Here is a 14,966-nt window from a genome sequence, read left to right on the forward strand (position 1 = left end):
TGGTGAAGTCTCACCAGGTCGAAGAGCGTCGTGGCGTCTAGGCGGTCCAATGTCTTGAGGTCGTGGGCACCGAGCAGGTCCCAGCCGGCGAAGGGCACTCTGCCCACGACGAGGCCCGCGAGGGCGAAGGCCGAGACCAGGGCCAGGCCCACCGGCCACAGACGCAGGCCCTGCTGTTGTCGGCGGCTGGGCTCTATACCTTCCTGGCCGCCGGGACGCCCAGTCTCCGAGGCGTAAGCGCACCCCAGCTGAGCATCCCCCTTCTGACACCGGGCGGAGCTAGCAGCTCCGTCTGAGGGGGTCGTCCTAACGGTTAGCAGCCGGTTGGACGCTCGTACTCGTTCTCACCAGAACGCGAAGCCACCTGGAGGCTTCGTCATGCCCTCTTGGCGATGCCTCCGTGACAGGAGCCATTGTGTAGGGCTGCTGTGCCCTTGTCCGGCCCGACTATGCCCATTTGATCCGGTTTCGTGCGAGCTTCACCATGGATGCCGTACGGGTCTCGGCCGTCTTCTGCGGGTTTTCGCTCACGGCTCTCCCCACCATGCCAGTTGTGCCGGACTGGCAGCTCGGGACGGCATCGATTGTCTCCAAGCGGAACGGAGGCGGGTTCTCGACCTGGGCCGTTTCTTGTCCTGGTGCGGGATACCCCGCAACAAAACCGGAACACCCCGCCGTACCAACGACCTGCAGACTGCTAACCGGGTTACGGGCCACACCGCCAGTTGCCAGCAGTTAGCGTGAGTTGCGTGTAGCCAAGATGAGAGGTGCAGATGGTGGTTCACACGCCAGCTGAGAGTGTCCTGGCCCGTTCATTCACCTCCGACAATGGGACGGTCAGGTTCAACATCACCGGCCTGACGGTGGAACATCACCCGGACCGCAGTGTCACCTTGACCTACCAGCTGCTCATCGCGCGCAACGGATATGACGACGAGTGCTGGGTGTTCACGCTGCCGTGGAGCGACAGGTCCTTTGTGGACGTGTTCACCGCGACCGCCCCTGATCCTGAGCGTCTTGGCCATCTGGCGCAGCTGGTGCATGGCCTGTTGGAAGAGTGGTGGGACACCAAGGGGAATAGCCGTCACTTCGCGAAGATGGGGCGCCGCTGTTCGTGAGCTGCCCGAGGTGCGTTCTTCTGCGGCGAGATGTGTAACTCGCGCGTGGACAGCTCCTGATGGCTCACTGGCCCGAGTCTGGATGGGACGCACGCGGGCGGGGGCATCGACCTGCCTGAACTCGACTCGCTATCCATGGTCTTGGACCGCCTGTCTGACCCACAGCGAGTGCAGGGGCCGCCGCTACCGTCGGGGTTCCCCACCCCCTGTGCTTGCTCGCGGTGCTGGGCGGCACCACCACGCCGGCTGGCATCGCCCACTGAAAGAGAGCGCGGTGCTGGCTGTGCCCCCATGGAAGCGGCGTTGCGGGTTGGGATTTCAGCAGCCAGCCAACCCTGGGCTCGGCCCTCTTCATTCGAGTGAAGGAGCGCGCGATCGCCTCACGTGGGGGACACTTCGTAGGGCAGGTCCGTGGCGTGCGCAGGCGCCACGGGCCTGTGTGCGCGGGTCCCTCTCGGGCGGTAATAGGCGGGCCTGGGGCCGGGTCGCCGGGGCGTCCGCGCACGGCAACCGACTAGTCGGACATGCGCTCTTCCCGCAGCGGCTGGAACCGGGAGGTACGGAGGTTCCGTCGCTTTCTCCGATGCCGTCAACACGATGAGAGCAGACACCATCTGCGGGCCGCGGGGCATCTGCCATCGAAGCGGCCGGCTCAGCCCCGCCGCATCCGCTAGCAAGCAGGCCTGAGCTTGCCCTTCTAGGACCTGTCCAGTGGGTTGCGTGACTGACGAGCGTCCTGAACGTTTCGGTCGCGTGGGGCGGGGTGACGTAGCGGACGAGGAATGGTCCCGGTTGAGGCCGCACTTGCCGAAGAACGTCGGGCGGGGTGGGCGTCGGAAGAACCACCGTCAGGTGATCGACGGAATCCTGTTCCGGCAGCGGACCGGCATCCCATGGCGGGATGTGCCGACACGGTTCGGGAAGTGGACAACGATGCGTGACCGGCATCTCAGGTGGTCAGAGGATGGGGGGACAGGATTCTCAGGGTCGTTTAGGTCGATGTTGGCACGGAGGAGCGCATCGACTGGTCGATGGTGAGTGTGAACTCCACCGTGTGCCGAGCTCATCGGCACGCCGCTGGGGCACGCAGGCAGGCGCCGCGGAAACCCGGCGAGCGCACCTGGCCCGCCCAGCACCGTCCAGATGAAAGCTTGAGGCCGCTCGTGGGGCGGGCTGACGATGAAGATCCACTTGGCTGGTGAGGGCGGAATGCGGCCGTTGGCCGTGCTGGTTGCGCCCGGACAATGGGGGTGATGCCCCACAGATGATCCCCGGTCTTGGAACGCCTTCGCGTGCCGCGCCCGGCCGATGGTCGTCCCCGCACCCGGCCGGACCACCTCAGCGGCGGCAACGCGTATTTCTCGAGCTGCATCCGCCGTCACCCGCGCCGTCGGCAGATCAAGCACACCATCCCTGAACGGCGGGACCAGCGGGCTCATCGCCAGCATCGTGGAAACAAGGGAGGCCGACCCGTCGGCTCGACCGGACCCGGTACGCGCGCAGGAACGAGGTCGAGCGGATGATCAACGAACTCAAGGTCCACCGGACCGTGACAACACGCTTCGACAAGAGGGCCTACACCTTCCACAGCACCGTCACTGTCGCCGCGATCCGGCTCTGGCGCCGGCCGCGAAGCGGGTCCGGACTCTTACTCGGCATGTGACGATCGACTCGCCGGGCGCCAGGCCGAGGGCCAGGCGACGTCCCGGTTGACCGGACCGGTCACCCCCAGACTGGCCCGCGCGTACTCGGTGTACTGCCGCTGTGTGTCTCTGAACTCCAAGTACGCCTGGTCCCAGCCCTGTTCGACTTCGGTGGGCACGCCCCGCGCCAGGTGCTCCAGCCGCCACAGGCAGTGGTTCAGCCTCTTGGACGCGGTGTTCGTGTCAGTGTCTCCCAGCAACTCGCAGGTCTCGCCCAGCGCGGAGCGGCGGGCCTCAGCCGCGCCCAGCTCGGCGAGCACCTCGGCTGTGAGCTCCAGTGGCGCGGGACCGGTCACCAGTCCGCAGCCCGCAGCGATACGCTGATATCGGCCCGCGAGCTCTTTGACCGCGTGGATGTACTCGCCATAGGCGTCCAGACGCCGCCCGTCCCAGCGCACGGACTGCTCACGCCGCCACCGTGCTCGGTCGTTCAAGCTGCTCACCAGGAACGACGCGACAGCGCCCAGCGCAACACCTACCAGCGGAAGTATCTGTCCCGACAGACTCATAGAGGCCCCGATCACGTAGCCAAACGGTCTCCCTCATTCTCCCGACCGGAGCCCAGCGATACGGGTGATGCCATCACCCGTAGCAACTGATGACTCCTCGGACACGCCCTGGCACCTCTGGCGCCGTCGACTCATGGCTGGGCGTTCGAGCAGAGCACACCGGACCGGACTGTTCGCCCGGTGGCCAGGGCGAACAGGGCGCGATGTAGGCGGACCATTCGGTCGCGGCACCGAGCAATGCCTGGGAAGTGATGCGGCACGGGAGTTTGATGGATCACCGGCATGAATCCGCCTCCGTCGGGGCGGCGAGAACTCGAGGCCTAGGCGGGCCTTAAAGACGACCTCATGCGCGCCGACGCCGACGCGACTGCGAAAGCGAGGTTGGGCTCGGTGTACTCAATTATGGTGTGCGTCTGTTGGACGCAGAAGGCGACGTGAGCGATGTTGCCGAGCCAGACAGTCAGTGTGATCGCTTCATGGAGGGGGCAGCGCCTGCCAGGGAAAGGCCCACGCTCCCTGCACGCTGTTCGCCGTGCCCTCCGCGATCAGCCAGCTGGGCCGTTTCCCCGGGTGGTCGGCATCGGGGAACTGGTAGCCCATCACATCAAGGTCGATGCCATGCCTCCACTGCCCATCAGCCGCATCGGTCCAGCACGCTATTCGCGGAGTGCTCAGAGGTCGTTTTCGGCATCAGAGCATGTTTCATTCTCAGATTTCCCGTGTGGCGGGACGGCACTGCGGGACGCCAGAAGTGCACGTGCCATCCGAGGTCCACGGGAGGCCGTATTGCCTGCCTCATCCCACAGAGCCTGTCTCACTTCAAGAAGCCCGGCCCGTACGCGGCTGTCCCTCAACGCAGCACAAAGACCTGTGAAGTCAGCGTCACTTGTACAGCATTGAGGCGCCTGTTGCGCAACAAAGTCGCCAAAACTGACCTCTCAAGTCGTTTGCCCGCTTATCCCCGACCATGACTGCGGGCGATCCGTCGAGGTGACGGCCTTCCCTGGTGTAGAGAGCACGGGCTTCGACGCACGTCAGGAAACCCCGCAGAGCTGCTCGCCTCTGCTCGCGTGGAGAGGGCGTCTTTGACCTGTACCTCGGTGACGTGCGACTGACTCACTTCCGCTTGCGCGGAGAGCACGCGATCAGGGATGCAGGGGTTCGGGCGTGCAGCGACTCACCTCCGCTCGCGCGGAGAGCATCCTTCCCGACCTGCGACGCTAGAAGGCCTTTGCAGTTTATTTACCATATTGGTTTGGTCGTTGAGGCTGTAAGCGCAGGTGTGCAGGGTTGGTGGCCACGCTGGGGGGCTCTACGTGTCGGATGGCCGTGCTGCGGCCTTCGTGTTGTCTATTGGCCGTTTGTAAGGGTGCACAGTTCCCGCGGGTGTTAGTGGTTGTCCGTCGGGGAGAGTGCGAAGGTCCGTGCTATCGAAGGGGTATTGGACAGGGCAGTATGGTCGGTTCGCGGCGGTGGTCCGGGGTCCGCCCCTTGAGGCTGAGGAGCGTGGGCTTTGCGCTGGTCTGGCCGGTGTACTTCCGATGCCCGATGACTCAGTGCTCATGGACGCTCTGGTGAACTGGGTTGTGACGACCACGCTGGACGGCGGTGTGTGACGTCTGAGGAGCGGGTGGCCGAGGTCCTGCGCTGTTACAGCGGGGAGAGTGGCGTCGTGTGCTTCATCCGCCGAGCCGAACCGGAGACCCATGCCAGTGTGCGGCGGGTACGGGCCGGGGTGGATGAGTCGGGTCTCGTGCTCTGCAGGGTTATCCCAGGAACGGGTAGATGCCGGCCAGGTAGTGACCGATCTGTTCGTGCATGCTCGGGTGGATGTCGAGGGCTTCGAGGTCGTCCGGGTGGACCCAGCGCACGCCGTCTGCCTCGTCGTTGATCGTGGGCTTACCGCTGAGGGGGCGGCCGGTGTACGTGACCTCGAATTGCTGGCGGATCTCGCCGTCGGTGTAGGCGACGATGTGTGCCGGGTGGGAGTAGACGCCGAGGAAGCCGGTGACCTCGGCGACGATGCCGGTCTCTTCTTGGCATTCGCGTACCGCGCACTGGGCGGGGCTCTCGCCGATGTCCTGGGCGCCGCCGGGCAGGGCCCATTGCCCGGTATCGCGGCGCCGCTGCAGGAGGATTTCTCCCTCGTCGTTGACGACGAGCATGTTGCTGGCGGGGATCAGGGTGTTGGCCGTGGGTGCCTTGGGGTCGTTGTAGTACTCGGTCCTGCCCATTGCGGTGATGCTCCTCATCAAGGGCTAAAGGCTGTTGCAGAAGGCTGCGTTAGAGCAGGTCAGGGTCTGGGGAAGCGGTTCCCTGGTCATGATGCGAGGGCGAGGTTGTGCATGTAGGCGACGGCCTGAACGGCGTGGTGGAGGCCGTCGCCGTGCTGCCGGCAGTCGCGGAGGATCTTGTAGTTCTTCATGCGGGCGAAGGCGTGTTCCACGCGGGTCCGTACCCGTCGGTGCTCGGCGTTGTCGGCCTCTTCGCCCGGCAGCAGCGGGCGGCGCTGGCGTTTGCGGTGCGGGACAACGAGGCCGGTGTCGAAGTAGGCGCCGTCACCCAGCACCGTGACGCCTTCGCAGTATCGGTCCAGGCCGGAGTTCCGCCACACGTGGGCGTCGGTCTTGTTGCCTGGAGCCGGCTGCGCCGTGGCCACCACCAGACGAGTGTCGGCATCGATGATGACCTGCGCATTCGCCGAGAACCGGTAGTTGCGTGAGGAGGCGGCGGTGGTCCGGTCGCGGACCGGGATCAGGGTGCCGTCCACGATCCACAACCGGTCCGCCGCATCGGCTGGGCGGGCGGTGGGCTCCAGACTCAGCAGTGGCCCCAACCGCTGGATGACCCGGCACACGGTAGCCGACGAGACCCCGAACAGCGGCGCGAGCTGCCGCATAGTGAGGTTCGTTCGGTAATAGACGGCCACCAGAAGCACCCGATCAGCCAACGGCAGGCACCACGGGCGGCCGCCACCGGGGCCGTTCCCGCCCCGCTCACGCACCACCTTCAGCAGCCCATCAAACTGCCGCATCCGCAGGCCGGTGAACGTCTCCACCCACACCCGCTCAGCCCTCAACACCCCAGCCATACATCGGAGATGCCCAGTTCACAGCCTTCTGCAACAGCCTTTAGCAGCTCCGGCCTGGAACGAGAATGGGTGTGGTTTGTTTCAAGGGACAGCTGATCTGAAGTCGTCCTGGCCAGTGTGTGCTCGGAGTCGGCTGCCGGGGGTTGTCCATTCGGCGTAGCGTCAGCGTTCATGGTGTCTTTTTTCGCGTTGCTGGGTCCGCCGGTGATCACGATCTTCCTCTTCGCCATGGGCTCTATCCCGTATGCCTTGTGGGTGTCTAGGCGGAAGCCCTCCTGGCCGGCCCGCTGGGCTGTGATTGGCAGTTCGGCAGCGATCGCCGCTTACGGGGCTGGGTCTATTTACGGGCTCGCCTTCACAAACCCACTCGACGTGTGCGCGGACAAAACCGGCGATGGTGTGTACAGGGACGCGGGACGGGACTACACGCTGACATCGGTCGACGTGAACGGTCTCCTGCCGTCCATCAGCTGTCACTGGAGTAGTGGCCACAGCACTGAAGTGGTGTGGTTCTGGACGTCTCCTCTGCTCTATGCGGGTCTGGCTTGCGCCGTTGTCTGCGCCATCCGGCTCCTCGTCAACCGCAGCAAGCACCGAAAGCACGACCGCCCTACGAGGCGGTCTGAGCTGAGCTAACGAAGTACTCCTGGCGTTGGTTGCCCCGCCCTCAGAAGGTGGCGGTGGCATCGGGGACGGTGTCGACGGGGGCACGGCCGACGGCCATAATGTCGGCTGGCGAGGGGCAGAAGGGCGCTTGTCCATTCGGACGACGGCCGTTCACGACTGCGCATAGGGGAGCCACACATAGCCGGGGCGAAAGGGAACCGATGCGGGCCCCAAGGGGAGCCGGCAGGCCTGTCGGAGACGGTGGCCGACAGGTTCACCAGCGCTGTCCCGTCGACGAGTTCGACGACGACAAGACCGGCGGTTTCAGTCGCTTCGGTCGCTGTCGCGGCTCCTCCGGAGGTCGTTCGCCTGACGTACGCAGTGCCAGCAGTCGGAATACGGATCAAGTCAACGGGGCCTCCACAAAGGGGACAGGACGCTGTCGCCGCCGTCCCCGGTCAAAATGGACGTGCTGCCCAGGTGTTGGCTCATCGAGTGGAGCTGCCCGACCAGCCGGGCACGGGTGAGGGTCGAGGGCGCGGGCTCGCCGGTCGGCGGGACCGCACCGATCAGCTATCTCCTCGTTGCCACGATCCGCTCGTGTCTCCAGCGTGCTCACGCGCGCGGCCAGGGCTTCGTGCCGCAGGTCGTAGACCTCCCGGGAGATCGACTCACCTCCGCTCGCGCGGAGAGCACCCTTTTTGAACTGGGGCGTTAGGGGGGGGCTTTGTGGTTTCTTTACTGTCTGCGTTTGGCCGTTGAGACTGTAGCTGTAGGTGCGCGGGATAGGGGGCACGTGGAGGGACTCTACGCGCCGGGTCGTCGTGCGGGGGTTTTGCGCTTTGGCCGTGCTGCAGTCTCAGTGCTGTCTATCGGTCGTCTGCAAGGTGGGGCATTGTTTCTGGGGCTTCGGTAGCCGTGAGTCGGCCGCCCCACACCCCCCGCTTCGGCAGACTGGCCAGGGTTCACCACCCGGATGCGGGTGAGCTTGTAGGTCCTTCGCGAGCAGGTCGTGGATGAGCTCTTCGCCGGGGACCCGGTGCCCTTTGCGGCGGGAGAGGTCATCGGGGCCCCTGGAACGGTCCAAGCGCACCGCCTACGACTGGTGTGGGGCGGCCCAAGCCGCCCCGGAGCAGGGCGTAACGGTAGAGCGCACCGCGCGGGGGTGGGTGCCTCTGTGGATGACCAGGCCCCGTGAGTTTCTATCCCGGGGGCGATGATGAGCTGTGATTGGGACGACGACAGTGGCTATCACGACGCCGTCGATCGCGCGAACCGCGTGACGAGAGTCGCGTGGAGGGTCATGGGATCGCTCGCGGGGGTCGCCGTGCTGGCGGCCGCTGCGACGGTTGTGCTCGTCTTCGGGCTGCTGGTCGCGCTGTGGGTCGCGATCGCCGCGTAGCCATGTGTCACCCGGCCTCGCAGTGATGCGCCTGCCCGCCGCGCCACGGTAACCACGACGGATCGTCGAACAGCTGCTCCGCGTCCGGCAGGTGCGTACGGCGCAGGAAATCGATCACGTCGGCGTCGGAGTGCGCGAGGCCGAGGATCTGCCCGTGCACGACCACCCGCCACCCCCCCCGTAACGAGCGGCGGGTGTACGTGCACTCGCCATACCTCCAGGGTGGGGTGCGCCGGCACGCTGCGCAGCCGGAGGGCGGCCGCTTCTCTTCGGCTAGATGTTCGCGGCGTGGGGCGCATCGGGAGCGAATTCCCGTCGGCGACCGTCATCGTCGGCATGGTCCGAAGCGGAAGCACGATGGACGAGGAGCCAACCTGGTGGGAACTGGTGCTCACGATCCTCGCGATCGCGGGCGCGGTGACCGTGGCGGCGGCGTGGTGATCCTGTCGCTTGTCGGTCTGGTGATGTGGGTGACGGCGCCGCTCCGGCAGCGCAGGCGTGCCGCTTCCGACGATGGCTAGTCCAGCATCCCGAGCGTGGTGTCGGGTCGGCGGTGCGGATAGGTGTCCCCCCCGGTCGACCGTGAGCGTCTGCCACGCGTCTGCCACGCGCCTGTTCGCGAGTGGCACTCTTCGGCTCCTCGCCCGCCACGTGGCAGTCGCCGACGTGGACGTACACCGGGGCGCGCCCATCGAGGGCCTGCACGATCATTCAGTCCGGGGTCGGCCGCGCGGGGCTGGCAGTCCACGCGGAGACCGGCGCTCAGTCCCAGAACTCCCGCAGCGCCGCGTTGACGAGAACGGGTTCCTGGGTGTGCGGGTAGTACCCGGGGACCCGCAGTAGCCGGCCGCCGAGCGAGGCGGTGAGGGACTCGGCCACGGCCGTGAGGGGCCGCCCCACGTGCTCGCGGTACGCGGCCGGCGCGTGTTCCCAGGTTCCGCAGATCACCAGGACCGGCAGGGCGGCGTCCCGGATCGCCTCCAGCGGGATGCCCGCCTCCCAGATGGGACGCTCCCTCATGGACGTGGCGACGGCACGGAGTCGGCGGGGCGTGGGCTCGGGCATGTCCATCCCCAACCCTTCGGTGGACGCCCGCAGATACTGCTCCGGCGTGACGTCCTCCGGGATGCCCGGGGCACCGTCGCGTACGCGGTCGAGGAGGTCGGCGACGACGGGATGATGCGCCGCGGCGGTGAAGGCGGAGGGCTGGATGAGGGCGAGGGAGCGGACGAGGTCGGGGCGGCGTGCGGCGGCGATGAGCGCGGCGACGGCGCCGTTCCCGTGCCCCACGAGATGGGCGCCGCCCGGACCCGCGGCGAGCGCCTCGTCGCCGAGGACCTCCACGACGTCCTCGGCATCGACGGCGAAGTCGCTGCGCGCGGTGTCGGGACTGTCGCCGTAGCCCTGGCGGTCCATCAGGAGGAGACGCCGACCGTCGGCGAGGGGGCGCTGCGCGGCGAATCCGTACGTGGAGTCGCTGCCCCAGGTGAAGATGTTGTGGACGAAGAGGGCCGGGGCGGCGGCCGCCGCCGTAGGCACCGTGGCCGCCGAAGCCGTCCTGGCCCGGCTGTCCGCCACCCGCTCGCGGTCGTCCCACACGGTTACGTGCACGGCCATTGCTCACACTCCCGAAGCTGAGGAACGCCTGCCCCCAGGCCGGGGCAGGTCACGAACTGCTGCTAAACAGCCGGTCGAGATGCGCATCGATCGCGGCGAGTGCGTCCTGGGGTTCGATCACGTCGAGTTCGATCAGGGAGGTGAAGCCGGTGAGGGCAAGGAGCAGGTTGGTCTCGGTCGCCGGATCGCGGCCGGAGTCGATGTGCCCGTCGGCGATCGCCTGGCGGACCAATTGCTCGACGAGGGCCCGCCCTTGGACGAGACCGCGGCGCGCCTGCTCGTGGACGGTCTGGTCGTGCAGCGCCTCCAGGACGTAGGCGGCGCTCATCCGGCTGGTCGCGCGGGCGTCGGCGTGCAGGGGGAGCATCTCCGCGAGCGTCAGTCGCAGCACGTCACGGGGGTGCGGACGGTCACCGAGCTTTTCGAGCCCCTGGCGTACGCGCACCGAGGTCTGCTCGGACGCGAAATCCATGGCGAAGGAGAGCATGGCGGTCCGGGAGGCGAAGTAGTGCTGCAGCTGCCCGAGTGACATGCCCGCCTCCTGTGCCACCACGCGCATCGTCAGCTGCGTGACGCCGCGCTGCTCCACCACCCGCCACAGGGCGCGGGCGATCGCTTCGCGGCGTCCGCGGTGATCCACCTGTTTCGGCACCGTCGGCCCCTCCCTCGCGCCTGAGGATTTTTCCAATACGGTCGACATAATACACCTGACCGATAATCCTGGAGTGCACTCGTCGGAAGGAGTCGCCATGTCCGAACAGCCGAAGGCGCGCACCACGGAAAGCGTGGTGCAGGGGGAGTGGCGGCAGGGGCACGCGGTGTTCCGCGGCATCCCCTATGCCCAACCCCCGGTCGGTGCGCTGCGCTTCGCCGCGCCCGCGCCGCCGCACCGCTGGGAGGGGACGAGGCAGGCGGCCGAGTTCGGCCCCGTGGTGCCGCTGTCCCTGCCGATCGACGTGGCCCCGCAGGGCACCGACTGGCTGACGCTCAACGTCGGCACTCCGGATCCCGGTGCGGCGGGACTGCCGGTGCTGGTGTGGCTCCCCGTGGGCGGCTACCTCTCGGCGGCGTCGAGCGATCCGATGTACGACCCGGCGGCGCTGGCCGGGGCGGGAATCGTCGTGGTGACCGTCAACTGCCGTGTGGGAGCGGAGGGATTCGCGTTCCTCGACGACGTACCGCCCAACCGCGGGTTCCTCGACCAGATCGCGGCACTGGAGTGGGTGCGGCGCAACATCGCCGCCTTCGGAGGCGACCCCGGCCGCGTCACCGTGGGCGGGACGTCCGCCGGGGCGGGCTCGGTCGCCGCCCTGCTGACGATGAGGTCCGCGCGCGGCTTGTTCCGGCGGGCCATCGCCCACTCCGTGCCGGCGCTGCACAGCACCCCCGCGCTGGCACGGCAGGTCACCGCCGCGTTCGCGGACCGGCTCGGCGCGGCGGCCCCCACCGCCGAGGCCCTGCGTGACATCGACCCGTGGCACCTGGCCGCCGAGCTCACTTCCTTCAACGCCGGCCTCCACGCGCACCGGGAGGACTGGGGGCGCCTCACGGAGACCGGCACCGCGCTGTGCCCCGTCGTCGACGGCGAGGTCCTCCCGGAAACGCCCTGGACCGCGCTGACGGGTGCGCGCGCGAACGGGACCGAACTGCTCGTCGGCCACGCCCGGGACGAATTCCGGTACTTCAGCGTCGTGAGCGGACGGTACGGCACCTTCACCGAGGAGGACGCCCACGCGGCCCTGGGACTGCTCGCCCCGCAACCGGACGGCGCGCGGGCCTACCGTGCCGCGTTCCCGCAGGCGGGCCCGGAGGAACTCGTGGAGACGGTGTACTCCGACGCCGTCTTCCGCATGCCGTCACAGAAGCTGGCCGAGGCGAACGCCGCGGCGGGCGGCACCTCGTACCTCTTCGAACTGACCTGGGTCACCCCGGCCCTCGGCGGCATCCTGGGCGCCTGCCACAGCCTCGACGTGCCCCTGGCGTTCGGCACGCTGGACAGCCCCGTCGGCACCCAACTCATCGGAGAGGAGCCCACTCCCGAGGCCGTCGTGCTCTCCCGTGAACTCCAGGAGGCATGGGTTCGCTTCATCACCACCGGCGACGCGGGCTGGCCCGCCCATCGGCCCGGCGGGCTCCTCACCCGCGTCCTGGACGCCGAGTCGAAGACTCTGCCCTACCCCGAGCAGGCGTCCCGCCAGATCTGGGAAGGTCATGCCCCCGCCCCCTTCGATGATTTGTAGTTGTGCGGGTCGGCTCCTACGGCTGGGGCGCTGCTAGTTGGCATCAGATCCCAGCCGAGGGTGGTGACGGTCGACATCGAGAGCTGGGGGAGGTTGGCGGGAGAGGGCCCAGGTCACTCATGATCCCGGCCGGGGCCCGGATGGGTTCGCTCTCCGCACCTCTTCGCCACACCAGCGCGTACGCAACGGCTCCAGATCGGCGACACCAGCCGCCAACTATGCGGCGTGTCGCAGGCATGCGACTCGATGACAGATCACCTGGCCTCGAAGACCCCGAACTCGACCTCGTCCGACCAGATGCGTATGTCCGCTACTGCTCACGTGTGGGACGTCTTCTTCCGCTCATCGGCAGACAGCGTTTCCGTGAAGTGGCCGTCGACCTGACATGAAGGTGATCGACTGTCGGTGATGAAGGACGTGATGAGGCGGGTGACGGCGTCGGGGCGTTCGAGGAGCATCATGTGGTCGCAGTCGGCGATCGTCACGAAGTCGCTGCCGTCGATGGTCGAGGCGAAGGCGCGTTGCAGGTCGGGGGTGGTGAGGGTGTCGTGTTCGCCGGCGAAGACCAGGGTGGGTACGCCGGTCAGGCCGCCCCGGAGGGCGGTGCGGGTGCCGAGGGCGCGCTCCAGCAGGTAGGGAGCGTGCGGTTGTTGGGAGGTCTTGAGCAGTGAGCGCCGGAAGTAGCGCAGGGCGAGTTCCCGGCGATGGACGTGCCGGCTCTCGTCGAGGCAGAACATCTCCGCGGTGATCCGGGTGACAAAGCCCTCCGCGTCGCCGGCGCGCAGCAGCGCTGCTGCTTGCCTGTACCGCGTGAAGAGGGCCTCGGGGAGGTGGGCGGGGACGCCTCCGAGCAGCAGGCGGGCGCAGCGCTCGGGGTGACGTTGCGCGTACCGGAAGGCGAGGACCGCGCCGTAGGAGTAGCCGTAGAGGTTGATGCGCGGCAGGCGCAGATCGTCGACGATGGCGTCGAGCGCCGCGTCGAGGATCTCCACGGTGTGCTCGGGTCTGGGCAGGTCGGAGTCGCCGGAGCCGGGCAGATCGGCGGTCACCAGGCCGGCCACGCCGGTGAGGGCGTCCTCCAACTGCGGCCAGTCGTACATGCCTTGGAAGGCACCGCCCAGCGCGATCAGGGGCTCGGTTCGTGACGTGGCCGGCCGCAGCAACCGATAGGGGTAGGCCAGTCCGTCCACGGTCAGGGTGCGAACAGACTCCATGAACAGGGATCCTCTCGTTCAGTGCCGGGTGAAGACGAGTACGGCGTTGTGGCCGCCGAAGCCGAGCGAGGACGAGGCCGCGCATTCCAGCCGTGCGGGGCGAGCGGTTCTGGCCACCACCTCGACGGGCACCCTCGGGTCCTGTACGTCCAGGTTCGCTGTCGGCGGGACCAGTTGCTCCTCCAGGGCGAGGGCGGTCAGGGCGGCCTCGATGCCGCCGGCGGCGCCCAGGGCGTGGCCGGTCATGGCCTTGGTGGAGGTGATGAGCGGGCGGTCGCCGAAGACGCGGAACAGAGCGGCGCTTTCGACCAGGTCGTTCATGACGGTCGAGGTGCCGTGGGCGTTGACGTGCCCGATGTCCGTGGCAGTGACCCCGGCATCGGCCAGCGCGACCCGCAGTGCCCGCTCGATGCCTGCCCCCTCCTCGTCGCTGGCCACGGGGGAGAAGGCGTCGTTGGACGACCCGTACCCGGCCAGGTGGGCCCGGACGGTGGCGCCGCGGGCCCGGGCGTGCTCCGGGCGCTCCAGCACCAGCATCCCGGCACCCTCTCCGACGACGAAGCCGTCCCGGGCGACATCGAACGGCCGACAGGCGGCCGCGGGGTCGTCCACTCGGGTGGACAGTGCCCGCAACCGGCAGGTGCTGGCGAACAACAGCCGCGAGCGCAGGGCCTCCGCCCCGCCGGCGACAGCGATGTCGCAGCGGCCTGCGCGCAACCAGCCCAACGCGGTACCGATCGCATCGGTGCCCGAGGCGCAGGCCGTGCTGACCGCGAGGCTCGGCCCGCGGGCGCCGAGGTCCTGGCAGACACTGCCGGCGGCGTTGTTGTTGACGCTCAGCGGCGCGACTTTCGGCGAGACCTTGCGAGGTCCCCGCCGGTCGAGGACGGCCTGCTGCTGGTCGTAGTAGTGCAGGCCGCCGTGGGCCGTGCCGATCACCACCGCGACGCGGGAACCGTCCCAGGTGGCCGGGTCGAGTCCCGCGTCGGCCACGGCCTGCCGGGCCGCGACCACCGCCAGCTGGGCGAACCGGTCCATGAGCAACGTGCCCCGGCCCAGCTCCGTCTCCAGGTCAAGTCCCTCGACGGTGTACATGAAGTCACAGGGAAGGCCCTGCAGCCCCTCCATAGTGCGTACCCCCCGGGGAGCGCCGGCGGAAGTGATCTCGCTCCAGGTCTTCTTGGCGTCGCTGCCCGCGGCGGTCACCAGGCCGAGCCCTGTCACTGCGGCCGCGCCGTGCTCCGTCCCGGGCATCACGACACCGCTGACTTTTGGCAGACGACGTCCACCAGCTGCCCCACGGTGCTGCGGGACGTCAGGTTTACGTCCTCCAGGTCGATGTGCAGTTCGTCCTCGAGTACCAGCCGCAACTCCTCCAGCGACAGGGAGTCGATGCGCAGTTGGTGCAGGGGCACATCAGGAAGCACGGAGGCGGGTGAAAGCCTGTACATCCTGATCAGCAGGTC

The 14,966-nt window shown here is 68.0% G+C and carries 13 protein-coding genes and 2 pseudogenes; 5 read left to right on the plus strand and 10 right to left on the minus strand.

The features are described from left to right. Window positions 1-773 precede the first annotated feature (773 nt). A complete protein-coding gene (locus ACIO9J_RS41340; RefSeq protein ID WP_402010639.1) occupies window positions 774-1,118 on the plus strand; it encodes a hypothetical protein in 345 nt (114 codons plus the stop codon). A 753-nt stretch (window positions 1,119-1,871) separates the two neighbouring features. Beyond that, window positions 1,872-2,781, plus strand: a pseudogene (locus tag ACIO9J_RS41345) (IS5 family transposase). Here ACIO9J_RS41345 and ACIO9J_RS41350 read toward each other — a convergent pair. The 3 genes from ACIO9J_RS41350 to ACIO9J_RS41360 form a co-directional block, all read right to left on the minus strand. Next, window positions 2,767-3,264, minus strand: coding sequence for a hypothetical protein (locus ACIO9J_RS41350; protein WP_402010641.1), 498 nt, complete (start codon window positions 3,262-3,264; stop codon window positions 2,767-2,769). The pseudogene ACIO9J_RS41345 and the gene ACIO9J_RS41350 sit on opposite strands and share 15 nt — an antisense overlap. Window positions 3,265-5,096: 1,832 nt before the next feature. Beyond that, window positions 5,097-5,564 (minus strand): NUDIX hydrolase, encoded by a 468-nt coding sequence (locus ACIO9J_RS41355; RefSeq protein ID WP_402010643.1) that lies wholly within the window; start codon window positions 5,562-5,564, stop codon window positions 5,097-5,099. 86 nt (window positions 5,565-5,650) lie between these two features. Then, a complete protein-coding gene (locus tag ACIO9J_RS41360) occupies window positions 5,651-6,421 on the minus strand; it encodes a transposase family protein (protein ID WP_402010644.1) in 771 nt (256 codons plus the stop codon). Between the two features lie 1,822 nt (window positions 6,422-8,243). Here ACIO9J_RS41360 and ACIO9J_RS41365 point away from each other — a divergent pair. Then, complete coding sequence (locus ACIO9J_RS41365) at window positions 8,244-8,429, plus strand: hypothetical protein (RefSeq protein ID WP_402010646.1); 186 nt, start codon at window positions 8,244-8,246, stop codon at window positions 8,427-8,429. A 7-nt stretch (window positions 8,430-8,436) separates the two neighbouring features. On the opposite strand, the gene ACIO9J_RS41370 is transcribed toward ACIO9J_RS41365, so the two are convergent. Then, window positions 8,437-8,589 carry a hypothetical protein gene (locus ACIO9J_RS41370; protein WP_402010647.1) on the minus strand — a complete coding sequence of 51 codons (153 nt, stop codon included), beginning with the start codon at window positions 8,587-8,589 and terminating at the stop codon, window positions 8,437-8,439. Window positions 8,590-8,717: 128 nt separating this feature from the next. Between ACIO9J_RS41370 and ACIO9J_RS41375 the strand changes: the two genes are divergently transcribed. Continuing rightward, window positions 8,718-8,870 carry a hypothetical protein gene (locus tag ACIO9J_RS41375; RefSeq protein ID WP_402010716.1) on the plus strand — a complete coding sequence of 51 codons (153 nt, stop codon included), beginning with the start codon at window positions 8,718-8,720 and terminating at the stop codon, window positions 8,868-8,870. Window positions 8,871-9,047: 177 nt separating this feature from the next. On the opposite strand, the pseudogene ACIO9J_RS41380 reads toward ACIO9J_RS41375, so the two are convergent. The 3 genes and pseudogenes from ACIO9J_RS41380 to ACIO9J_RS41390 all read right to left on the minus strand — a co-directional run. After that, a pseudogene (locus ACIO9J_RS41380) lies at window positions 9,048-9,140 on the minus strand (hypothetical protein); the annotation flags it as partial. A gap of 51 nt (window positions 9,141-9,191) precedes the next feature. After that, a complete protein-coding gene (locus ACIO9J_RS41385) occupies window positions 9,192-10,046 on the minus strand; it encodes an alpha/beta fold hydrolase (protein ID WP_402010649.1) in 855 nt (284 codons plus the stop codon). A 49-nt stretch (window positions 10,047-10,095) separates the two neighbouring features. Further along, window positions 10,096-10,698, minus strand: coding sequence for a TetR/AcrR family transcriptional regulator (locus ACIO9J_RS41390; protein ID WP_402010650.1), 603 nt, complete (start codon window positions 10,696-10,698; stop codon window positions 10,096-10,098). Between the two features lie 97 nt (window positions 10,699-10,795). Between ACIO9J_RS41390 and ACIO9J_RS41395 the strand changes: the two genes are divergently transcribed. Continuing rightward, window positions 10,796-12,286 (plus strand): carboxylesterase/lipase family protein, encoded by a 1,491-nt coding sequence (locus tag ACIO9J_RS41395; protein WP_402010652.1) that lies wholly within the window; start codon window positions 10,796-10,798, stop codon window positions 12,284-12,286. Window positions 12,287-12,603: 317 nt separating this feature from the next. On the opposite strand, the gene ACIO9J_RS41400 is transcribed toward ACIO9J_RS41395, so the two are convergent. Genes ACIO9J_RS41400 through ACIO9J_RS41410 form a run of 3 tightly spaced genes read right to left on the minus strand, consistent with a single transcriptional unit; the run spans window position 12,604 to window position 14,963 of the window. After that, window positions 12,604-13,500 carry an alpha/beta fold hydrolase gene (locus ACIO9J_RS41400; protein WP_402010654.1) on the minus strand — a complete coding sequence of 299 codons (897 nt, stop codon included), beginning with the start codon at window positions 13,498-13,500 and terminating at the stop codon, window positions 12,604-12,606. An 18-nt stretch (window positions 13,501-13,518) separates the two neighbouring features. Beyond that, window positions 13,519-14,754 carry a beta-ketoacyl-[acyl-carrier-protein] synthase family protein gene (locus ACIO9J_RS41405; protein ID WP_402010656.1) on the minus strand — a complete coding sequence of 412 codons (1,236 nt, stop codon included), beginning with the start codon at window positions 14,752-14,754 and terminating at the stop codon, window positions 13,519-13,521. After that, window positions 14,754-14,963 (minus strand): acyl carrier protein, encoded by a 210-nt coding sequence (locus tag ACIO9J_RS41410; RefSeq protein WP_402010707.1) that lies wholly within the window; start codon window positions 14,961-14,963, stop codon window positions 14,754-14,756. The genes ACIO9J_RS41405 and ACIO9J_RS41410 overlap by 1 nt, the downstream gene beginning before the upstream one ends. Window positions 14,964-14,966 lie beyond the last annotated feature (3 nt).

Source organism: Streptomyces sp. NPDC087300, from assembly GCF_044744425.1.
Taxonomy (GTDB): Bacteria; Actinomycetota; Actinomycetes; order Streptomycetales; family Streptomycetaceae; genus Streptomyces.